Source organism: Pseudonocardia hierapolitana (assembly GCF_007994075.1).
GTDB lineage: Bacteria > Actinomycetota > Actinomycetes > Mycobacteriales > Pseudonocardiaceae > Pseudonocardia > Pseudonocardia hierapolitana.
On the sequence record NZ_VIWU01000001.1, the window covers coordinates 1,106,053 to 1,127,464 of the forward strand.

A 21,412-nucleotide genomic window follows, 5' to 3' on the forward strand; every position below is an offset into this window, starting at 1 on the left:
GTCCGGCTCAGCGGGCGACGACGACCCGGGTGCCCGCCTCGTGCAGGCGACGGGTGAGCGCGGCGCTCAGCGGAGCGTCGGTCACCACGGTGTCGATGCGCTCGAGGCCGCAGACGCGGACGGTGCCGGGGGCGCCCTCCTTGGAGGCGTCGCAGACCAGCACGACGTCCTCCGCGGAATCGAGCAGCGCCTGCTTGACGCCGAGCTCGAGCTCGGAGCGGACGTAGACGCCGCGGGCGTCGATGCTGGTCGCGCCGAGGACGAGCAGGCGCAGGCGCAGGTCGCGTACGAACCGGGCAGCACTGGGCCCGATGAGGGCGTGGTTGTCGTGCGACATCTCGCCGCCGATGCCGATGACGCGGGTGTTGCGGCGGGCGACCATGGCCGCCAGTACCGGGACCGAGTTCGTGACCACGCCGCCCGCGAAGTCCTCCGGCAGCGCGTGCGCCACCTCCACCGCGGTGGTCCCAGAGTCGATGCCGACCGTGTCGTCGGCCGCGACCATCTCCGCGGCCGCAGCGCCGATCCGGCGCTTGCCCTCGGCGTTGACCAGCGCCCTCGCCACGAAGACAGGCCGGCCGTGCGACCCGGCAGGCAGGCTCGCGCCGCCGTGCACGAGCGCCGCCTCGCCGGTCGCCGCCAGCCGGCGCAGGTCGCGACGGACCGTCATCTCCGACACCCCGAGCGCCTGGCTCACCTCGGAGACCGAGACGTGCCCGCTCGCGCGCAGCCGCTCCAGGATGGCCTCGCGGCGGCGCGGCGCGGCGTCGTAGCGCAGCGCCGGGCTCGTCATGTCGGTCACGGCACGATGGTAGCCAGGCCACAGATCACACACTGGATGGTAGTTTTCTAACAACCATCCATTCGTGCCGTAACTGTGTGGAGAGCCCGCCATGACCGCTCGCCCCGCCCTGAAGCGCCTCGCCCGCCCGTCCGGCGGCCTCGCCATGCTGGCTGTTGACCAGCGGGAGGCACTGCGCGCGATGATCGCCGAGCGGACCGGCGCTCCCGTGCCCGACGAAGACGTCACCGCCTTCAAGGTCGCCGCCACCCGAGCGCTCACCCCGCACGCGTCGGCCGTCCTCGTCGACCCCCAGTTCGGTTGGGAAGCCGTCCTGGCAGCGGATGCCGTCGATCCGGCGTGCGCGCTCATCGCGGCGGCCGACCACTTCGTCCCGGGCGAGACCGAGTTCGTCCGCGACGCCGTCATCGACGAGTCCCTCGACCTCGACGCGCTCGCCCGCCAGGGAGCCGTCGCGCTGAAGCTCCTCGTCGTCTGGCGCCCTGATGGCGACCGCGACCGCCGCGTGGCGATGGTCGAGGAGTTCGTCGCCCGCTGCCGCCGCCGCGACCTGGTCAGCATCATCGAGCCGGTGTCCCGTGCACCCCTCGCCGGCGGCGATTTCGACGCCGATGCCGGCATCCTCGCCGCCGCGCGGGAGCTCGGCGCCCTGGGGGCCGACGTCTACAAGACGGAGGTCCCCACCCACGGCAAGGGCGGCGACCTCGAGGTCCGGGAGGGCTGCCGACGCATCGACGACCTCGTCGACGGCGCCTGGGTGGTGCTCTCCTCCGGCGTTGCGGCCGACCGCTTCCCCGACGCCGTGCGGCTCGCCTGCGAGGCCGGCGCATCGGGGTTCCTCGCCGGGCGCGCGGTCTGGGCGTCCGTCGTCGGCAGTCCCCGGCTCGAGGAGGACCTCGAACGGGTCGCCGTGCCGGCCCTGCAGCGCCTCGTCCGGGTCGTGGACGAGACCGTCGGTCGCTGACCGGCACCACCCGTGGAGCTGGCCCTGGCGGTCGCCGCCGTCGTCACCGGGGCGACGCTGCAACGCAGCACCGGGCTCGGGTTCGCCCTCGTGTCGGGACCCTTCCTCGTCCTCGTGCTGAGCCCCTACGAGGGCGTCGCCCTGGCGAACCTGCTGTCGCTCGTCACGGCCTGCCTCGTACTGGCCGCCACCTGGCGGGCGGTCGACCTGCGCAGGGCGGCGATGCTCAGCGTGGGTGTCTCCCTGGCCATCGCGCCCGGCGCAGCGCTCGCCCGGGCCCTGCCCGACCCCGCGCTGCTCGTCGTCGTCGGCGGGATCGCCACCGGGGCGGCCGTCCTCGTCGCCGCAGGGGGCCGCATCCCCGGGCTCGCCCGGCCGACCGGGAGCGTCGCGGCGGGCTTCGCCTCGGGGTTCAGCAACGTCACCGCCGGCGTCGGGGGGCCGGCACTGGCCGTCTACGGCGCGAGCACGCGGCACCCGCGCACCAGCTTCGTTCCCACCGTGCAGGTGGTCAGCATCGTCACCAACGCGCTGTCGCTCGTCGCGAAGCACGACGCGCACCTGCCCGGGAGGCTCGTCCTCAGCTGCGTCGCCGCCGTCCTCGCCGGCACGCTCGTCGGCCGGTGGACCAGCAGGCTCGTCAGCGAGCGGGCCGGCCGGATCCTCGTGCTGGCGCTGGCCGTCACCGGCGGTCTCGTATCGGTGGCCAAGGGCGTTCTCACCTGGTGACGGCGGCGCCGCGGACGCGCGTGACCCACGCGTCCGGCAGGAGTCAGGCCACGGACAGGAACTGGGTCTCCTGGAACGCGCGGATCCCGTCCTGCGCGCCCTCTCGGCCGAGGCCGCTCTGCTTCATCCCGCCGAAGGGCGCTGCGGGGTCGGACACGATGCCGCGGTTGACACCGACCATCCCGCAGTCGAGGGAGCGGCCGATCGCCACGGCCCGGGCGGTGTCCCGCGAGAAGACGTAGCCGGCGAGGCCGTACTCGGTGGCGTTCGCGCTGGCGATCACGTCGTCGAGGTCGCGCCAGGTGAGGACCGGGGCGATGGGGCCGAATATCTCCGTGGTGGCGAGGTCGGCGTCCCGCGGGACGTCCCGGACCACCAGCGGGGCGAGGAATGATCCGGTCTCGGGGACGGCGGCCGGGGCGTGCGCGAGCGAGGCCCCGCGGCCCACTGCGTCGTCGACCAGAGCACGGATCCTGCGGACTGCCCGCGCGTCGATCAGGGGCCCGATGTCGGTGCCGGGGTCGGATGGCGGGCCGACCGTGCGGGCGGCGAACGCCTCTGCCAGCGCGGCGATGAACTCGTCCGCGACCGCCTCGTGTACGAGGAACCGGTTCGCGGCGGTGCAGGCCTGGCCCGCGTTGCGCAGCTTGGCGACCACGGCGCCCTCGACCGCCGCGTCGAGATCGGCGTCGGCGCACACGATGAACGGCGCGTTCCCACCGAGCTCCATCGAGCAGTTCACGACGCGGTTCGCGGCCTGCCGGAGCAGGAGACGGCCGACGGCGGTGGAACCGGTGAACGACAGCTTCCGGACGGCGTCGTGCTCGAGCAGCGCCTGGACGACGTCCCCCGGCCGGGTCGTCGGCACCACGGTCAGCGCGCCGGCGGGCGCGCCCGCCTCGCGGAGGATGTCGGCGATCGCGAGCGCGGTCAGCGGGGTCTCGGCCGCCGGCTTGAGCACCGCGGTGCACCCGGCTGCCAGCGCCGGTGCCACCTTGCGGGTGACCATGGCCGCCGGGAAGTTCCAGGGCGTGACCAGTGCGGCGACGCCGACCGGTTGCGCAGCCACGAGGGTGCGGCTGCGGCCGTCGGGGGCCGTGCCGAAGCGGCCGTCGGGCCGCACCGCCTCCTCGGCGAACCAGCGGAAAAACTCGGCGGCGTAGGCGACCTCGGCGCGCGCGTCGGCCTGCGCCTTGCCCGACTCGCGGGAGATGAGCCGGGCGAGTTCTTCGGTGCGCTCGACCATCAGGCGGTGGGTGCCGGCGAGCACCTCGGACCGCCGCCGGGGGGCTGTGGCGGCCCAGCCCGGGAAGGCGGCTGCCGCGGTGTCGGCGGCGTGGCGGCCGGCTGCGGCGTCGGCGTCCGGGACAGTGGAGATGACCGTGCCGGTGGCCGGGTCGAGCACCTCGAACTCGCGCTCGCCAGCGGGTCGAGGATCGACCACGGAGTGCGGAGCCGTCATCGCGCACCGCCGGAGAGTGCGTCGGCGAGGACGTCGAGTCCCTCCGACAACAGGTCGTTCGGGATGACGAGTGGGGGCAGCAGTCGAACGACGTTGCCGAAGGTGCCGCAGGTCAGCACGATCACGCCGGCCTCGTGTGCTGCGGTGGCGACCCGCTTGGCGAGGTCGGCGTCCGGCTCGTGGCTGCCGGGCCGGACGAACTCGATGCCGATCATCGCTCCTCGCCCGCGCACGTCACCGATCCGCGGGTCGGTGCGCTGCAGCTCGCGCAGCCTGCCGAGCGCCAGGGTCTCGATCTCGACGGCGCGATCGAGCAGGTTCTCCTCCCGGATGGTGCGCAACGTGGCGAGGGCGGCGGCGCAGGCGACCGGGTTGCCGCCGTAGGTGCCACCGAGGCCACCCGGGTGCACGGCATCCATCAGATCGGCACGTCCCGAGACGGCCGCGATCGGGAGCCCGCCGCCGAGCCCCTTGGCCGTGGTGACCAGGTCGGGGACGACACCGTCGTGATCGCAGGCGAACCAGGCGCCCGTCCGCGCGATCCCGGACTGGACCTCGTCGGCCACGAGGACGATCCCGTGCTCGCGGCACCACGCCGCCAGCGCGGGCAGGAACCCCGGTGCCGGGACGATGAACCCTCCCTCGCCCTGGATCGGCTCGATGACGAGGGCCGCGAGCCGCGAGGCGCCGACGGCGCGTTCGAGGTGGGCGATCGCCCTGGCCGCGGCCGCCGGCCCGTTGATCGGCGCCCCGTCGAGGTCCGTCCCGTCCCGGAACGGGTACGAGGTCGGGGCCCGGTAGACCTCCGGGGCGAAGGGACCGAAGCCGTCCTTGTACGGGACGGCCTTGGCGGTCATCGCCATCGTGAGGTTGGTCCGGCCGTGGTAGGCGTGGTCGACCACGGCGACCGCCGTCCGCCCCGTGGCGTACCGGGCGATCTTCACCGCGTTCTCGACCGCCTCCGAGCCCGTGTTGAAGAGCGCGGTCTTGACCGCGTGGTCGCCGGGGACGATCGCCGCGAGCTCTTCCGCGACCCGCACGTAGCCCTCGTAGGGCGTGATCATGGCGCAGGTGTGGGTGAACCGGGTGAGCTGCGCCGCGGTGTCCTCCACCACCCGCGGTGCCGAGTTGCCTGCGGTCGTGACGGCGATGCCGGAGCCGAGATCGATGAACGAGTTCCCGTCGACGTCGACGAGCACCCCGCCACCGGCCGCCGCCGCGTAGACCGGCATGGTCGAGGACAGCCCGGCCGAGACGACCGCGGCGCGGCGGCGCTGCAGCTCGAGAGAGCGCGGACCCGGCACCGGCGTCCGAAGCTCACGGCGCTGCGGCAGGCCGGGCCCGCCCCCAACATCGAGGACGGCGGTTGGCGCGCTCATGACGTGCTCCTCTCGGTGACCAGCGCCGACGGTAGGAACGCAGAACGTCATCGGGAAGAGTGCAGACCTGACACTCTGCGGCACAAAGTGTGCAAACCTGCGCGCATGCCGATCCTCGCCGATCTCCTCCGGATGCCGGCCCTCGGTCTCCGAGCAGTGGGCACCGGACGGTCGGACCAGCCCGTGCGCTGGGTCGCCACCAGCGAGCTCGCTGATCCGACGCCCTACCTGGAAGGCGGCGAGCTCCTGCTCACGACCGGGCTCGTCGACCACGCCGAGGGCTGGACTGGTTACACGCGCCGGCTCGCCGGCGCCGGGGTGATCGGGCTCGGGTTCGGCATCGGCCTCAGCCACTCCGACGTGCCCGCCGACCTCGTCGCCGCCGCGACCGCCGCCGACCTCGCACTGCTCGTCGTGCCCGAGTCCACGCCGTTCATCGCGATCAGCAAGGCCGTCGCGCACCTCATCGCCGAGGAGGAGCGCGCATCGACGGTCACCGCCCTCGCCGTGCAACGGGAGCTCACGCGTGCGATCTCGCGGCCGGACGGCATCCAGCGGGTCCTCGCCATCCTGGCCCGCGCCGGCCACAGCGCGGCGGGCCTCGTCACGCCGGACGGAACCGCGATCGCTCCCACCACGTTCCAGCTCGGCGACGCGGCCCGACGTGCGCTGCTCGCGCTGCGGGGGTCGCGACGCCGCGCAGCCGTGACCGAGGTGGACAGCAGCGGCACGACCGTCGTCCAGCCCATCGGGACCGACGTACCGCACGCCTACCTCGTGCTCGCCGCCCGAACGCCCCCGGACAGCGTCCTGCGAGCCGCACTCACGACCGCCGTCGCACTGCTCACCCTGGACGCCGAACGGTCCCGCGCAGCGGCCGATGCGGATCTGCGCCTGCGCGACTGCGCCGCACGGCTGCTGCTCGACGGTGCACCCGACGCGGCACGCAGCGTCGCCGCATTGCTGGCGGACCGACCCGACGTGCCGGCGACCGTCCAGGTGCTCCGGGCGGAGAACGTGCCGGCCGCGGCCCGGGAGCAGATCGCGCGCACCCACCCGGCGGCCCTCACGACGAACGCCGTCGACGGCCGGCTCGCCATCGTGCTCGGCCCACGTCACGCCGAGGAGGTCGAACGCCTGCTCGCCGACCTCGGCTGCCGGATCGGTGTCGGCACCGTCGTCCCCGTCGACCAGGCCGGGACGAGCGCCGCGGCCGCCGCGACCGCGCTCACCGCCACGAGCGACCGCGACCCCGTGGTCCGCTGGGACGAGCGCTTCCGCGGTGCCGTCCGGGCCGGACTGTCCGACGAGGCGGCGCACATCCTCGCCGCCGAGATACTCCGCGGCCTCGCCGACGAGCCGGAGCTGCGCCGCACCCTGCGTGCCTACCTCATCCATCTGGGCCGCTGGCAGCCCACCGCCGACGCGCTCGGGGTCCACCGCAACACGCTGCGGAAGCGGATCGCGCGGATCGAGGCGCTGACCGGACGAAGCGTCGACACCGCCGCCGGCCGGGCCGATCTCTGGATCGCGCTGGAGATCGCCGGCGGCGCCTGACATCCCGGTCGAGTCGCGGCGTGGAGGTCGGCCGCCCCGGGCGGTCAGCGGTCAGCGGCGCTGGTCCTCGAACAGCTCCGGGCGGGACCTCGCGAGCGCGATCAGCCCGCCGGCCTCGAGCATGTCCAGCAGGAACGCGTCCGGCCGCGGCACCGCACGCTCCACGCCCGTCGTCTCGTTGCGGAACAGCCCGCCTGCGACGTCGACGATCAGCACATCGCCGTCGGACACGAGGTCCGTGACTCCGGGCAGCTCCAGGACCGGGAGCCCCACCTCGAACGCATTGCGGTAGAAGGTGCGGGCGAACGTCTCGGCGACCACGCAGCCGACGCCGGTGGCGCGCAGCGCCTTCACCGCGATCGCCCGCCCCGACGACTGCCCGAAGTGCTTGCCGGCGACGACGACGTCCCCAGGCGCCACATCGAGGGGGAAGCGCGGGTTCAGGTCCTCCAGCACGTGCTGGACGATCACCTCCATCGGCTCCACCACGTACTTGGTCTTCACGAGCCGGTCGGTGGGGATGTTGTCGCCGAACGTCCAGCAGCGGCCCCGCGTCGTCGTTCTCAGCGCCTTCATCTCAGCTCCCGGGCGTCGGTGATCGTGCCGGTGACCGCGGACGCCGCCACCGTCGGCGCGGCGGCCAGGTACATGCTCGCGTCGGGACTCCCGTTGCGGCCCGGGAAGTTGCGGGCGTGCGTGGAGATCATCGACTCCCCCGGCGCCATCGCGCCCATGTTGTAGGCCTGGTTGGAGCCCGTGCTCGGCGGGAACCACGTCGCCCCGGCCTCGTGCAGGGCGAGCACCAGCCCCTCCTGGAGGGCCTGCGTGAACACCTCGCGGCTGGACGGCACGAGGTTGAACCGGACACCCGCGTGCACCCGCCGCCCGCGCAGCACCGCGGCGGCAGCGCGGAAGTCCTCCAGCCGTCCGCCCGCGTGCCCGCCGAGCTCGGCCCACTGCACCGGCCTCCCGGCCACGGCTGGCACGTCGGCGAGGTTGCCGACCGTCGGTGGGCACGCCACTTGCGGCGCCACCTCCCCGACGTCGAACCGCAGCACGGTGGACGCCTCGCCGCCGTCGCCGCGTTCGAGCCGGTCCGGCGCCCCGGCGGGCAGGCCCGCGACGAAGGCCTCCGTGACCTCGTCCGGCTCCACGAAGCTGCACTTCGCGCCCAGGTCGACGCACAGCAGCGGGAAGAGCCAACGGTCCCAGAACCCCAGCTCCTTGACGTACGGGCCGGCGAACTCGACCGCCGCGTAGATCAGCCCGCCCTCCCCGATCCGCCCGACCAGCCACAGCGCGACGTCCCGGGCCGTCGTGCCGGGCGGCGGCGTGCCGACCAGCTCGACGCGCACCGTCTCCGGGACCCGGAACCACGCCTTGCCGTACGGCAGCACGGTGCCGGCGTGCGAGTCGTTCCCCAGTGCGACGGCGAGCGCACCCAGCGTCCCGTGCACGGGTGTATGGCTGTCCGAGCCCACCACGATCGCGCCCGGCCGTACCAGCCCGCGCTGCACCACGGCGTGGTGGATGTTGCCGTTGCCGCAGTCCAGGAGGTGGACGCCGGTGCGGCGGGCCCACGCCCGGTTGGCCTCCAACATCGCCGCCGCGTCCTCCGTGGGCGGGGAGAAGTGGTGGTCGAACACCATCGCCACCCGCTCCGGGTGCCGGACCTCCCCACCTACCTGCTCGTCGAACACACGCGAGGTCAGGTAGCCGCTCAGGTCGTGCATGATCAGCAGGTCGACCTCGGCGACCACGACGTCGCCGGGCTGCACCGACCGGCGTCCGCTCGCCCGCGCGAGGATCTTCTCCACCATGTTCACGTGAGCAGCTCCTTCGGGTCGCTGATCACGCCACGCACGGCCGTCGCCGCCGCCGTGGCCGGGCTGCCCAGGTAGATGCTGCTGTCGTAGCTGCCCATCCGGCCCTGGAAGTTGCGGTTGGCCGTGGAGAACGTGACCTCCCCGTCGGCCATCGCGCCGCCGACGCCCGCGCACGCCCCGCAGCCCGGGTTGGTGATCGTCGCGCCCGCGGCGAGCAGCGTGGAGACGATCCCGTCGCTCGCGGCCTTCGCCATGATCCGGCTCGATGCCGGCGTGACGATCAGCCGCACGCCCGGCGCCACCGTCTTCCCGGCGAGCACGCCGGCCGCGATCGCGAGGTCGTCGTACTTGGCGTTGGCGCACGAGCCGATGAACACCTGGTCGACCTTCGTGCCGGCCACGTCGGTCACCGGCACCACGTTGTCGACGGTGTGCGGCACGGCCACCTGCGCCACGAGCGAGCGTCCGTCCACCCGCTCCACCTGGCGGTACTCCGCGTCCGGGTCAGGCAGGAGCACCTCGTAGGAGCCGCGGTCCGCGCCCGCCTCGTCGAGGTAGGCCAGCGTCGTGGCGTCCGGCGGAACGAACGCGTTCTTGGCGCCCATCTCCATCGCGAGGTTGCACAGCGTCATCCGCTCCGACACCGACATCGCCTCGACGTAGCTGCCGTGGAACTCCACCGAGCAGTACGTGGCGCCGTCCGCGCCGATGTCGCCGATCAGCCGCAGCATGACGTCCTTGGCGTACGTCCCGCGCGCGAGCGGCCCGTCCACCTCCACCCGGATCGACTCCGGCACCTTCATCCAGAGCTTGCCCGTGACCCAGGTGGCGGTGATCTCGCTGAACCCGACGCCCGTGCCAAAGGCGCCGAGCGCCCCGTAGATCGTGGAGTGCGAGTCGGTGCCGATGATCACCTCGCCCGGCTTCACGAGGCCGCGCTCCATCAGCACGACGTGCGCGATCCCCGCGTTGACGTCGAAGAACCTCCTCACCCCGCTGCGCTGCGCGAAGTCCCGGCACAGCGCGTGGTAGCCAGCCGTCTTCGCGTTGTCGGCCGGGGCGATGTGGTCCATGACCATCGCGATCCGGTCGACGTCGTAGAGGTCCGGCCAACCCATCCGCTCGAGCGTGCGGATGCAGCGCCAGCTCGCGGTGTGGCTCATGTACAGGTCGGGGAACGCATCCACGATCTGGCCCGGGGCCAGGTCCTTCTCCCCCGACGCCCGCTCCAGGGCCTTCTGCGCGAACGTCCTACCCACGTTGTCCTGCCCCACGTTGTGCTAGCGCTGCCTGGCTCATGAGATACGGGATGAGCCCGCCCGCCTCGAGGATCACGGTCAACCCGGGTGGGTACGGCGCGAACGCGAACACGTCCGATCCGACCGTCACCGTCCCCGCTGCGTAGTCGACGAGCACCTCACCGCCGTCCTCGACCGCGTCCACGGCGTCCGGGCACTCCACCGCCACGAGCCCGGTGTTGATCGCGTTGCGGAAGAACACCCGCGAGAACGACTTCGCGACCACCGCACCTATCCCGGCCCCGATCAGGCACGTCGACGCCTGCTCGCGGGCGCTGCCGCAGCCGAAGTTGCGCCCGGCCACCACCACGGCGCTCTGCCGCAGCCGCTGCTGGACCTCCGGGCCGAGCGGCTCGAACGCGTGCTCGGCCAGCTCTGCCGGGTCGATGCTCACCAGGTAGCGGCCAGGGATGATCACGTCGGTGTTGACGTCGTCACCGAAGACGATCGCCTTGCCGCCCAGCGTGCTGGTGCTCGTCACGGGCTCGTCTCCTCGAGGAACCAGTCGGTCGGCACCTCGTGCCCCAGCCCGCGCTCCTCGGCGAGGGCGAGCGCCCGCGCGCAGACCGCCGCGAACTGCAGGCCCATGCCGGTGTTGTTGGCGAAGATCGTCGTCTCGCCGTCGTCGGCCCGGCCCGGCCGCGTGCCCGCGAGAACGTCGCCCAGCTCGTGGATGTCGTCCCAGCCCATCCGGCCGCGCTCGACCGGACCGAGGATGTCGTACTGCTTGTCGTGGTGCACCTGCTCGCGCGACAGCACGACGACCCGGTCGGCCTTGTCGAACGTCGCGTCGTCCAGCTCGCGGCGGGTCGCCGTGCCGTCCGGCGAGGTGATCGCGGTGACGTGGCTGCCGGGTTCGAGCCAGGCGCCGTCGAAGCACGGGTCCATGGCCGCGGTGGCGCACGTGACGATCCGGCAACCCTCGACGGCCCCGCGTGGGTCGTCGACGGCGACGATCCGCTTGCCGGTGCGCTCGCTCCACGTGGCCGCGAACTTCTCGCGGTTGGCCGGCGTCGGGCTGTAGACCCGCACCTCCTCGATCTCCGGGCGCACCATGAGCAGGCACTCCAGGTGCGCCTCGGCCTGCCAGCCCGAGCCGAACATCCCGGCAACCGCGACGCCGGTGGGTGCGAGCTCGCGGATGCCGAGCGCCGATGTGGCGCCGACCCGCATCTTCTGGATCACCGAGTCGTGCAGGACCGCGAGCGGCTGCAGGGTCGTGAGGCTGTAGAGCGTCACGAGCCCGACGTAGCGCCCGCCCGGCGCGGCCGGGATCAGCCGCCGGCGCTGCACGCCGTTCGCGAGCGTCTCGACGCCGGCGATGTCGGAGGTGATCCGCAGCGCCCACACCCCGCTGCCGACCGTGCCGCCCTCCTGCGACTTGAACCGGAACCGGAAGCCCGGGTACCGCTCGTCCTCCACCGGGAAGTAGGTGTGGTTGCGCGGGCGGTTGGCACCCTTGCCCTGCGCGAGCTCGACGTAAGCGGTCTCCAGGGCCGACAGGCACTCGCCAGGGGTGAGCACCTGTTCGACGTCGGCGTTGGACAGGATCCTCATGGGGCCTCCACGGGCACCGTCTCGGTGACGGCGACCCTGCCGCCGTCGGGGAAGAGCACCTCGACGCCGACCACGACCACGGCGCCGATCGGGAGCCGCTCGGCGGGGTCGGCGTAGTCGCCGCCGGTCGAGAGGTCGGCCTGGTGCACGACCGTCGCCGAGGCGATCACGTCCGCCGGCAACCCGGTCAGGACCTGTTCCGCCGCGGCCACGGGGACGCCGGGTGCCACCCCGGGCGCGACGGCGGCGACGGCAGCGGCCAGCGCGCGACCGAGATCGCCGGCCCACGGCTCGCTCGCCCCGTCGACCAGCCGGGCGCTCCGCACCCAGCAGAACCGGTACTGCCCGGTGACGTCGAGCGCGGCCACCCCGTCCGGGCCGCGGACGACCTCGGCCAACACGTCGGTGAAGCCCGCCCCGCGCAACGCACGCTCGACGAGGGCGATCCGCGTCCCCCCGGCAGCAGCTGCCGCGTCCGTGAGCGCGGCCTCCAGGTGCGCCTGCGCCTCACGCAGCAGCGCCCGCTCCGCCGCCGACGGCACCAGCCGCTGCTCGCGGACCAGCCCGCCGAGCGGGCGGATCTCCCAGCCGGGCGCCGCCGCCCGCACCTCCTCGATCGCCGTGGCCGGCCACAGCGGGGCGTCGACCAGCCCGAGCACGCCCGGCTCGACACCGGCCAGCAGCCCCTCGACCAGTGCGGTGAACCCCTTGCCGCTGCGCAGGTCGGTCAACGTGGAGGAACGGCGCATCCACGGGTGCACCCGCGGCGAGAGCTTCATGAGGAACGCGGGCTCGCCCACGACCGGGACGGCCAGGATGCCCTCGTTCCAGTACAGGCACAGGTTCGTCAGGTAGGCGAGGTCGTCGGAGCGGTGCACGTCGGCGTAGTCGAGGGCGATCGTGATGCCCTCGTCCGCGAGCCGCCGCTGCAGCCGCAGCACCCGCTCGGCCCGCTCCTGCTCCGGCACCTCGGCCGGGTCGAGCACCACCAGTCCGCGTTTCATGCGGCCACCCCCTGCGGCGTCTCGAACAGGACGCGCTCGGTCTCGATCAGGACCTCGTAGCCGGTTGCCGTGACGACGACCGGGTCGCCGAGTACGTGGTAGCCCGCGATCGGCGTGAACGTGTTCGGGTGGACGATGAACACCGACCGCTCCGGGAGCACCGTGTGGTTGCCCTCGATGATCGGCGTCTCGTCCAGGTGCAAGCCGTGCCCGTGGCCGCGCACCCGCGTGTACCTGGCGCCGCAGTACTCGCCGTAGCCGTACTTGCGGAAAACGTCGTTCTCCGCCACCGCGACCTCGTGTGCGGTGACCCCGGGTCGCACCACCGACAGCCCCGCCTCGACCGCCTCGTTGAACAGGTCGAACGAGCGCCGCTGCGCGTCGCTCGCCCGCCCGACCACGGCGGAGCGGCAGATCTGCAGCCAGTAGCCGTTCATCTGCGGCGTCAGCTCGGTGCGCACCATGTCGCCGTCCTCCAGCAGGCGCGGCCCGGGCGGCGTCATGCCCGTGACCTCGTCGCCGCCGGAGGCGATGAGCATGAAGTTGTCCTCGGCGCCGAGCCGCTTCAGCTCGGCCTCGACCTCGGCGACGATCCGGTACTCCGGGAGCCCCGGTTCCAGCACGTCGACGAACTTCCGCCAGCCCGCAGCGCACACGGTCGCGGCCCGGCGCATCTGGGCGAGCTCCCAGTCGCTCTTCACCATCCGCGCGTCGTCGAGCAGCGCAGTGGCGGACACGACCTCCGCGGCCGGCACCGCCGCCGTCACCGCGTCGGCCAGCGCCTGGGGCAGCAGCTCGCGGTGCGCGACGCCGACGCGGGACGGCGCGAGGTCACGCAGCCGCTCGACCAGTGCCGCGGCGCCCGCGATGTCGAGCCGGGCCACGTCGGTGACCCAGCCGCGCTGCGCGATCACACCGAGGTCGGCGAGCCGCGTGGAGAACGCGACGGGCTCGCCCGTCGCGGGGAGCAGCACGAGCGCGGCGCTGCCCGTGACGCGCGCGTCCGTCAGGTAGCGGATGTTCTCCCGCCGCCACCCCGGCCCGTAGGCGAGCAGGACATCGATGCCGTGGTCGGCCATCGCGGCACGTATGCGGGAGTAGCGCAGGTCGTGCTCGGCGTGATCCGCAAGGTCGGATGTCATACCGCTGCTGTCCTCTCTGCTGTCCGGTCGGCGCTCGCGGCGTCCTCCATGCGGATGAAGTCGCGGGTGACCTGCTTCTCGATCTCGAAGAGGCGGTCGTCCTCCGGCACCCGCGGGTACGGGACGTCGATCGCGATGTCCATGTGCGTGGTGCACGGCCGCGCGGTGACGACGAGCATGCGCGTGGACAGGAACACCGCCTCGCGGATGTTGTGGGTGACGAACAGGACGGTGCGGCCGGTCGCGCGCCAGATGTCGGTGAACTCCTGGCGCAGTTTGCGGGCGGTGATCTCGTCGAGCGCGGAGAACGGCTCGTCGGCGAGCAGGAGGTCCGGCTCGATCGCGAGGCCGCGAGCGAGCGCGACGCGCTGTTGCATCCCGCCCGACAGGCGCAGCGGGTAGTAGTCACCGAACTCGCCGAGGCCGACGAGGTCGAGGTAGCGCTGCACGCGCCGGTCGGCCTCCGCGCGGGGGACGTCGAGCTCGTCCAACGGCAGCCGCACGTTGTCGCGGACGGTGCGCCACGGCAGCAGCCGTGGCTCCTGGAACACCACGCCGATGCGCACGGCCGACCGCGACCGGACGCTCACGGTGTGCCCGTTGATCATGATGCGACCCGACGTGACGTCGTCGAGACCGTTGATCATGTTGAGGAGGGTGGACTTCCCGCAGCCCGACGGGCCGAGGATGGACAGCAGGGAGCCGTGCTCCACTGCCACGTTCAGCCCGTCGATCACGGTGAGCGGCGGCTCCCCGCGCCGCGGGAACTGCTTGCGGACGTTGTCGATGACGAGGTAGGGCTCGGCCACGTCGCCTGCTCCTTGGGATGTTCGTCAGTTCTGCATGGAGGGACGCCACCGGGTGAGCCAGTACTCGGTGGGCTTGAGGATCACGAACTCGATGAGCAGCAGGACGATCGTGAACAAGATCGTCCAGGCGAGGACCTGGGTCATGTTGAACAGCCCGAACCAGTAGCCGAGCTGGTAGCCGACGCCGCTGGACAGGCCGATCAGCTCGACCACAGTGGCGATCTTCCAGGCCAGGCCGAGCGCGTAGCGCAGCGCGGCGAGCAGGAACGGGATCACCTGCGGCACCACGAGCTTGCGCAGGATCGAGCTGCGGGAGAAGTGGAAGGCCCGGCCCATGCGGATCAGCGAGAGGTCGATGGCCTTCACGCCCTGCCACATGTTGATCGCGACGGCGGGCACCGCGGTGACGCCGATGGCCACGATCGCGGCGACGTCGTTCAGGCCGAACCAGAGGATCGCCAGGATGCCGTAGACCACGGACGGCACGGTGAAGGCGACGAGCACCCAGCTGTCGAGGAACTCCTCGCCGAACTTCGACAGCCCCATGACCAGGCCGATCACCAGCCCGGCGGCGACGGCGATCAGCATGCCCGCCACCACGCGGTACACCGTGGTCCACAGGTGGAAGTAGGTCTCGGGGTCACCGAGGTTGTCGATCATCGCCCCGATCACCTGCACCGGGCCGGGCAGTACGTTCGGCGACAGGAACAGCGATGCGACGAACCAGACGGCCACGAGCGCGAGCAGCGACAGCGCGCGCAGCCACACGCCGCGCCACGAGCGCCGCGCCGGCGTGACGAGGTCCGCCTCGCGCGCCACCGGCACGACCGGCGTGACGCCGCCCGCGGTCGTCTCTCCGGTCCCCGCCGTGTCGGTGCTCATTCCGCTCCCGTTCGCAGGTCGGTGCGGAAGAGCCCGTCGGGCACCGCCGGCACGAAGTTGTCGGCACCGAGCACCGGGATGAGCTGCTCGATGAGCGCGGCCTCGGCGTCGGCCTGGGCCTGGTTCCAGTCGGCGATGTAGCGCGAGGCCACCCGTTCCTGGAGCAGCTGCGGCGCCCGCGGGTCGGTGAGCTCGACCTTCTTCGCGTAGTCGGCCCAGACACCTGCGTCGCTCTGGATGAACGCGACGGTGTCGTCGAGCGCCCCGCTGAACGCGTTGAGCACCCCGCAGTGCGTTTCGGCGTAGTCGTCGGTGGTCGCGGCGAGGACGTGCCCGGGGAGCTTGCCGAACGTCGACTGGTAGTCCTCGGAGATGTCGCTCAGCACGCGGTACTTGTTCGAGAGCATCGCCTGAACGGTGGCCGTGGTGCCGATCAGCGCGGCGTCGATGTTGCCTTCGTCGAGCAGGCCGAGCACCGCGGCGTCCGGACCCTCGATGACGTCGACGTCGCGTTCGAGGCTCTCGATCCCGTACTTCCCCTTCGCGACCACCGAGGTGATCGCGAACGTCGCGCTGGACCGGCCGCCGAAGACGCCGAGCTTGCGTCCTCGCAGGTCCGAGAAGCTCTGGACGTCCGAGTCGGCGCGCGTGACGACGACGTTGGACGGGCTGGTCAGGACGTCGAAGATCATGGTCCCGCGACCCTGCTGCCGCGCCGTGGCCATCGCGGTGAGGCCGCCGAAACCGACGTCGACGGCCTGCTGACCGATGGCCGCGTGCAGGGCGGCGGGGTTCTGGAAGGAGCTGACCTCCAGCCGAAGGTTGTGCTTCTCGGCGAAGCCCTGCCCCTGCATGACGAACGTGACGAGGTCCTGGGCGCCGGGGTTCACACCCAGTTTCAGGCTCTGCGGCTCGGTCAGCGGACCGCAGCTCGCCGCCGGACCCGCCGCCGCACCGGCGTCTCCCCCGCCACCGCACGCGACGAGTGCGACGCTCACGACGCCCAGCAGCGCCACCTGCCAGCGCCGCTTCCTGGTCCGATCGGACAGCGAACACTTCATCGTGATCTCCTCTCGCGCCCGGCCGCCGCTTCCGCGCGACCGGGGCGGACCTCAGGTCTCGGCGAGGCGAGCCGCTCCCGCCGCAGCGGGCGTGATCGCATCCGGCTGCTGGAAGGCCTCGGTGGCCGCGTCGTAGAGCGCGACCAGCGACTCCTGCAGCACCTCCCGGTGCTCGTCAGCGACGGCACGGAGCAGGCGGTCGTTCACCGCCTGGAGCGCCACGTCGCCCGCCTCCTTCGCCTTGCGCCCCTCCGCGGTCAGGCTCAACACCATCTGACGCCGGTTCTGCGGGTTCACCTGCCGGTTCAGCAGGCCACGGCGCACGAGCCCCTCGACGCTCTCCGAGACGGTCGGGACGGTCAGGTTGCCGAGCGCTGCGAGCTCCGCCATCGACGTGTGGCCCTCGGACACACGTCGCAGGAGGCGGTGCTGGCGGTAGGTGAGCGAGGTGCCCAGCTGCCCGAGCACCCGCCCGTACAGGCGGTTGAGCCGGGCCGACGCCGAGACGAGCAGCACGCCGAGATCCTCCCCGCGCCGATCGTCCTGGCCTGCTGGATTCATGCCGCACCTCAGTAAGGGTCCCTAACAGTTAGGGTCCCATAGTGCTCAGCCCCGCTCGTCGTCGTCAAGCCCTTGACGCGCTCGACAGCCAACGCCTATCGTCTGTCGAAATCAACTTTCCGCTTGCCGGAAGGAAATCTGTCGTGCCCACCGCTGCGCGCGAGTACGTCTCGTTCGAAAACGTTTTCGAACCCCACCGGTCGGCCGGCACAGCCGTCGCGCGGCGGTTCCTGGGCCTCGTGGCGCTCGCCGGACTGTGGGCACTGTGCACGGTCCCCGTGGTGACGTGGCTCGCCGCGAGCGCCGCCCTGGTGCATGCGCTCGACGGCGGAACGCGCTCCCCCACCGAGGCCCTTCACGCGTTCCGGGAGGGCTGGCGCCGCCACCGCCGGCGCACCGTCGCGCTGGGAACGCTGTCACTGCTGGTGCCGGCCGTGCTGGCGACCAACCTGTTGTTCCTGAGCACCCAGGGCGTCGGCCTGGCTGTCGTGCTCGCTGCGGGCACGGTCGTGCTGATGCTGATATCGACGGCCATGCAGCTGGCACTGGTGCCGGTGATCGTGCTCTTCCCGGCCGCCGGACCGCGGCGCTGGCTGCAGGCGGCGTTCGTCGTGGCGTTCCGCGATCCGGTACGCAGCGCCTGCCTCGTGATCGTGACCGCCGCGCTCGTCGCCGCGACCAGCGCGCTCTCCCCGCTCCTCGTCCCGCTGTGCGCGCCGGTCGTCGGCCACCTCGCCATGCGCGCGTGCCTGCGGCAGGTCGTGACCGGTCCCGGCGGCACCCCCGCCCTCCGTTGACGGCCCTACCCCACGCACCCGAGAGGAACCCGAGCGAGTTGTCCGATCCGTACGGAGCGACCGGGCCCTGGCACCGGCGCACCCTGCGCTGGGGCCAGACGAACCTCACCGAGGTCGATCCGCTGCGCTACGACGACGCCTGGTGGCGCCGGCACTGGCGGCGGACGCGCGTGCAGGGCGTGATCGTCAACGCGGGCGGGATCCTCGCCTACTACCCGAGCCGCTTCCCGTTGCACCGCCGGGCCGAGCACCTCGGCGACCGGGACCTCTACGGCGAGATCGTCGCCGCCGCCCGCGAGGAGGGCCTCGCCGTCCTGGCCAGGATGGACTCCAACCGCGCCGACGAACGCTTCCACGCCGCGCATCCCGGCTGGTTCACCGTCGACGCCGACGGCGTGCCCCACCGGTCCGGCGACCGGTTCATCGCCTGCGTCAACAGCCCCTACTACGACGAGTACCTGCCCGGGGTGCTGCGCGAGATCATCGAGCGCAGCGCGCCCGACGGTTTCGCCGACAACAGCTGGAGCGGGCTGGAGCGCGCCCGCATCTGCCACTGCGCGCACTGCGGGCGCGGCTTCGCCGCCGCCGCGGGCGAGCGGCTGCCGCGTACCGCCGATTGGGACGACCCGGTCTACCGGGCGTGGATCCGGTGGAACTACGCGCGGCGGCTCGAGATCTGGGACGCGAACAACCGCGTGACCACGGAGGCGGGCGGCCCGGACTGTCTGTGGCTGGGCATGAACGCCGGAGAGGTCATCACGCAGGGCGAGCGGTTCCGCGACCACCGGGCGATCGTGAAGCGGGCACCGCTGCTCATGCTGGATCACCAGTGGCGCCGCGAGGGCACCGGCTTCCACACCAACGGCGACGCCGCGAAGGTGATCCACTCGCTCTTCGGGTGGGACCGGGTCATCGCCGAGAGCACGGCGATGTACGACGCCGGCCGCCCGACGTTCCGCCTGGGCAGCAAGCCGCCCGCCGAGGCCCGCATGTGGGCCTACGACGGCATCGCCGCAGGGCTCTCACCGTGGTGGCACCACATCGGGGCCGACAGCGACGACCGCCGGCAGTACGCCACGGCCGAGCCCGTCTTCACCTGGCACGCCGAGCACGAGCGCTTCCTCACCGGCCGTACCCCGGTGGCGTCGGTCGCCGTGCTGTGGAGCCAGGACAACCACGACTTCCACGGCCGCGACGCTCCCCGCGAGCGCACCGGGCTGCCCTACAGCGGTGTGGTCGACGCCCTGGTGCGCGCCCGCGTGCCGTACCTGCCGGTGCACGCCGACGACGTGGACGGGCTCGACGTCGACGCCGGCGGGATCCGCGTGCTCGTGCTGCCGAACCTCGCGGCGATGACCGACGAGCAGTGCGCACAGGTGCGCCGGTTCGTCGCCCGCGGCGGTGGGCTCGTGGCCACGGGAGAGACCAGCCGCTACGACGCCGACGGGGTGGCCCGCCCGGACCTCGCGCTCGGTGACCTGCTCGGCGTGCACGCCACGGGTGAGCACCACGGGTCGACGGCGCCGTCCGAACCGAGCTGGGAGTGCTGGGCGGCGCACACCCACCTGCGGCTCCGGCCGTCGACCCGGGGGCGGGGCGACGGACCCGGGGCGGCGGCCGGGAGCGGGGACACCGCGCGCCACGCCGTCCTCGACGGGTTCGAGGCCACCGACCTGCTCCCGTTCGGCGGGCGGATCGAGGTCGTGCACGCACGCGAGGGCACCGAGGTCCTCGCGACGTTCGTTCCGCCGTTCCCGATCTACCCACCCGAGACCTCGTGGATGCGGCGGCCGGAGACGGCCGTCCCCGCCGTCGTCGTGCGGGACGCTCCGGTGACCGGCGGGGGCCGCGTGGCCTACCTCGCCGCCGACGTCGACCGCTGCCACGGCCGCGCCCAGCACCCCGACCACGCCCGGCTGCTGGCCAACACCGTCCGCTGGGCGGCCGGGGCGCCGCAGCCGCTCACGGTCACCGGGCCGGGCCTGCTCGACTGCCACCTCTACCGGCAGGGCGACGCGCTGGTCCTGCACCTGGTCAACCTCACCGGCGACGGCGGGCGGGGGCCGCTGCAGGAGGTGGTGCCGGTCGGGCCGGTCGAGGTCGAGGTCCGGCTTCCCGCGCCCGCCGAGGCGGTCGTGGTGCGTTCGCTCGTGGCCGGCGGCGAGCAGACCCACGTGGTCGTGGGCGAGGTCGCCCGGTTCCCGGTGGCAACGGTCGCCGAGCACGAGGTGCTGCTGGTGATCCCCGAAAGACACCCCGACGATCAAGGAGGTGCTCGATGATGCGTTCCTTCCACAGGGCATGGCGGGCAGGTGCGCTGGCCGCGGCGGTCGGTCTGCTGGCGGCGTGCGGGGGTGGTGGGCAGTCCGACGAGTCCGGCCCCGTCACGATCACGATCCAGGAGTGGAGCCAGATCCCCGGCACCCCGATGGAGCAGGTGATCCAGACCTTCCAACAGCAGAACCCGGACATCAGGGTCGAGCTGGCCCCGCAGATCCCGTTCGGTCCCGAGTACGACACCCGGATGCAGACCCAGCTCGGCGCGGGCACCGCCCCGACGCTCTTCCGGATGAACGACGACTTCCTGACGAGCTTCTCGCGCCAGGGCGTGCTCACGGATCTGAGCCCCTACCTGGAGGGCGTCGACACGTCGCAGTACCTGCAGCCGCTGTTCGACTTCGGGCGCCAGGAGGACGGCACGTACACCGGTTTCGCGGTCGGCACCGGTCCGCGGGTGATCTTCTACAACAAGACGATGTTCGAGGAGGCGGGAGTCCCGCTCCCGCCGAGCACGTACACCGACGAGAACTGGAAGTGGAGCGACTTCCTGGCGGCCGCGAAGGCGCTGACGATCCCCGGTGAGCGGTGGGGCGCGATCGTCTACACCGACGAGGGCTTCGAGAACACCTGGGCGATGAACAACGGCTCGCCCGACGGCGTGTTCAGCAAGGACGGGCACCGCTTCACCCTCGCCGACCCGGTGGCCGCGGCAGGCATCCAGTACGTCGTCGACCTGACCTGCACGGAGCGCGTGCAGCCGCCGTGGTCCGAGCTCACCCAGGACAACGCGTCCGAGGGCCTCTTCGGCCAGGGCAGGGTCGCGATGCTGCACGGGGCGTACGCCACCAACACCGCGATCCGCAGCCTGGTGAACGGGTTCCAGTACGACATCGCGCCGGTGCCGGGCAACGCGGCGCAGGTCAACGAGAACAGCCTCTACGTGTACGTGATCCCGGCGAGCACGCCGCAGCGCGAGGCGGACGGCGCCTGGAAGTTCCTGCAGTACCTCGGCACCGAGGAGGCGGGGGCCGTGCTCGGCCAGGGCGGCTACTACGTCCCGATCAACGCCAAGGGTGCCGACGCGATCAAGCCCGTGCCCGGCCAGGACCCGCAGAGCATGGACGTCCTCGTCGGATCCGCCGCGCACGGGATCGTGCCGAACTTCCCGTCCGACAACGCCTCGCTCGCCAAGCAGCTGTACCGGCCGCAGCTGGAGACGGCCTACAACTGCGACGCCCCGGTGCAGCAGGTGGTCGACGGGGTGAAGGACCAGGTCGAACAGGCCCTCCAGGGGAGCTGAAC

Annotated in this window: 20 protein-coding genes; 6 read left to right on the plus strand and 14 right to left on the minus strand. The window is 72.5% G+C overall.

Features of this window, described 5'->3' with window-relative positions:
• Window positions 1-7 precede the first annotated feature (7 nt).
• Window positions 8-793 (minus strand): DeoR/GlpR family DNA-binding transcription regulator, encoded by a 786-nt coding sequence (locus FHX44_RS05360; RefSeq protein ID WP_246170905.1) that lies wholly within the window; start codon window positions 791-793, stop codon window positions 8-10.
• Window positions 794-893: 100 nt separating this feature from the next.
• On the opposite strand from FHX44_RS05360, the gene FHX44_RS05365 reads away from it, so the two are divergent.
• Both FHX44_RS05365 and FHX44_RS05370 read left to right on the plus strand, forming a co-directional pair.
• The gene (locus FHX44_RS05365) at window positions 894-1,766 is read left to right on the plus strand and encodes an aldolase (protein WP_147254444.1); all 873 of its coding nucleotides are present in this window, start codon (window positions 894-896) and stop codon (window positions 1,764-1,766) included.
• A 12-nt stretch (window positions 1,767-1,778) separates the two neighbouring features.
• A complete protein-coding gene (locus FHX44_RS05370; protein WP_147254445.1) occupies window positions 1,779-2,495 on the plus strand; it encodes a sulfite exporter TauE/SafE family protein in 717 nt (238 codons plus the stop codon).
• 43 nt (window positions 2,496-2,538) lie between these two features.
• Here the strand turns inward: FHX44_RS05370 and FHX44_RS05375 are convergent, their stop codons facing one another.
• Window positions 2,539-3,957, minus strand: a complete 1,419-nt coding sequence (locus FHX44_RS05375; protein WP_147254446.1) for an NAD-dependent succinate-semialdehyde dehydrogenase — start codon at window positions 3,955-3,957, stop codon at window positions 2,539-2,541.
• A complete protein-coding gene (gabT, locus tag FHX44_RS05380) occupies window positions 3,954-5,336 on the minus strand; it encodes a 4-aminobutyrate--2-oxoglutarate transaminase (RefSeq protein ID WP_147254447.1) in 1,383 nt (460 codons plus the stop codon). Before gabT ends, FHX44_RS05375 begins: the two co-directional genes overlap by 4 nt.
• A gap of 105 nt (window positions 5,337-5,441) precedes the next feature.
• On the opposite strand from gabT, the gene FHX44_RS05385 reads away from it, so the two are divergent.
• On the plus strand, window positions 5,442-6,893 hold the full coding sequence (locus tag FHX44_RS05385; protein ID WP_147254448.1) for a PucR family transcriptional regulator: 1,452 nt from the start codon (window positions 5,442-5,444) through the stop codon (window positions 6,891-6,893).
• A 51-nt stretch (window positions 6,894-6,944) separates the two neighbouring features.
• Here the strand turns inward: FHX44_RS05385 and FHX44_RS05390 are convergent, their stop codons facing one another.
• From FHX44_RS05390 to FHX44_RS05440, 11 genes are read right to left on the minus strand one after another with little or no spacing between them, the layout of a single operon-like run.
• Window positions 6,945-7,469, minus strand: a complete 525-nt coding sequence (locus tag FHX44_RS05390; protein ID WP_147254449.1) for a LeuD/DmdB family oxidoreductase small subunit — start codon at window positions 7,467-7,469, stop codon at window positions 6,945-6,947.
• Entirely contained in the window at window positions 7,466-8,713 is a 1,248-nt protein-coding gene (locus tag FHX44_RS05395; RefSeq protein WP_246170906.1) for a 3-isopropylmalate dehydratase large subunit, read from the minus strand. The genes FHX44_RS05390 and FHX44_RS05395 overlap by 4 nt, the downstream gene beginning before the upstream one ends.
• 2 nt (window positions 8,714-8,715) lie before the next feature.
• On the minus strand, window positions 8,716-9,978 hold the full coding sequence (locus tag FHX44_RS05400; RefSeq protein ID WP_147254451.1) for an aconitase/3-isopropylmalate dehydratase large subunit family protein: 1,263 nt from the start codon (window positions 9,976-9,978) through the stop codon (window positions 8,716-8,718).
• On the minus strand, window positions 9,971-10,498 hold the full coding sequence (locus FHX44_RS05405; RefSeq protein ID WP_246170221.1) for a LeuD/DmdB family oxidoreductase small subunit: 528 nt from the start codon (window positions 10,496-10,498) through the stop codon (window positions 9,971-9,973). Before FHX44_RS05405 ends, FHX44_RS05400 begins: the two co-directional genes overlap by 8 nt.
• Window positions 10,495-11,574, minus strand: coding sequence for an ornithine cyclodeaminase family protein (locus FHX44_RS05410; RefSeq protein ID WP_147254452.1), 1,080 nt, complete (start codon window positions 11,572-11,574; stop codon window positions 10,495-10,497). Before FHX44_RS05410 ends, FHX44_RS05405 begins: the two co-directional genes overlap by 4 nt.
• Window positions 11,571-12,578: an aminopeptidase P family N-terminal domain-containing protein gene (locus FHX44_RS05415; protein WP_147254453.1), complete on the minus strand. Its 1,008-nt coding sequence runs from the start codon at window positions 12,576-12,578 to the stop codon at window positions 11,571-11,573. Before FHX44_RS05415 ends, FHX44_RS05410 begins: the two co-directional genes overlap by 4 nt.
• Complete coding sequence (locus tag FHX44_RS05420; protein WP_147254454.1) at window positions 12,575-13,720, minus strand: M24 family metallopeptidase; 1,146 nt, start codon at window positions 13,718-13,720, stop codon at window positions 12,575-12,577. Before FHX44_RS05420 ends, FHX44_RS05415 begins: the two co-directional genes overlap by 4 nt.
• Window positions 13,717-14,529 carry an ABC transporter ATP-binding protein gene (locus FHX44_RS05425; protein WP_147254455.1) on the minus strand — a complete coding sequence of 271 codons (813 nt, stop codon included), beginning with the start codon at window positions 14,527-14,529 and terminating at the stop codon, window positions 13,717-13,719. Before FHX44_RS05425 ends, FHX44_RS05420 begins: the two co-directional genes overlap by 4 nt.
• 24 nt (window positions 14,530-14,553) lie before the next feature.
• Entirely contained in the window at window positions 14,554-15,411 is an 858-nt protein-coding gene (locus FHX44_RS05430; protein ID WP_147254456.1) for an ABC transporter permease, read from the minus strand.
• Window positions 15,408-16,472 carry an ABC transporter substrate-binding protein gene (locus FHX44_RS05435; RefSeq protein ID WP_147254457.1) on the minus strand — a complete coding sequence of 355 codons (1,065 nt, stop codon included), beginning with the start codon at window positions 16,470-16,472 and terminating at the stop codon, window positions 15,408-15,410. The genes FHX44_RS05430 and FHX44_RS05435 overlap by 4 nt, the downstream gene beginning before the upstream one ends.
• Before the next feature lie 51 nt (window positions 16,473-16,523).
• Entirely contained in the window at window positions 16,524-17,033 is a 510-nt protein-coding gene (locus FHX44_RS05440) for a MarR family winged helix-turn-helix transcriptional regulator (protein WP_147254458.1), read from the minus strand.
• Between the two features lie 143 nt (window positions 17,034-17,176).
• Between FHX44_RS05440 and FHX44_RS05445 the strand changes: the two genes are divergently transcribed.
• From FHX44_RS05445 to FHX44_RS05455, 3 genes are read left to right on the plus strand one after another with little or no spacing between them, the layout of a single operon-like run.
• Window positions 17,177-17,830, plus strand: a complete 654-nt coding sequence (locus FHX44_RS05445; protein WP_147254459.1) for a hypothetical protein — start codon at window positions 17,177-17,179, stop codon at window positions 17,828-17,830.
• Between the two features lie 38 nt (window positions 17,831-17,868).
• Window positions 17,869-20,112: a hypothetical protein gene (locus FHX44_RS05450; RefSeq protein ID WP_212612342.1), complete on the plus strand. Its 2,244-nt coding sequence runs from the start codon at window positions 17,869-17,871 to the stop codon at window positions 20,110-20,112.
• A complete protein-coding gene (locus FHX44_RS05455) occupies window positions 20,109-21,410 on the plus strand; it encodes an ABC transporter substrate-binding protein (RefSeq protein WP_147254461.1) in 1,302 nt (433 codons plus the stop codon). The genes FHX44_RS05450 and FHX44_RS05455 overlap by 4 nt, the downstream gene beginning before the upstream one ends.
• Window positions 21,411-21,412 lie beyond the last annotated feature (2 nt).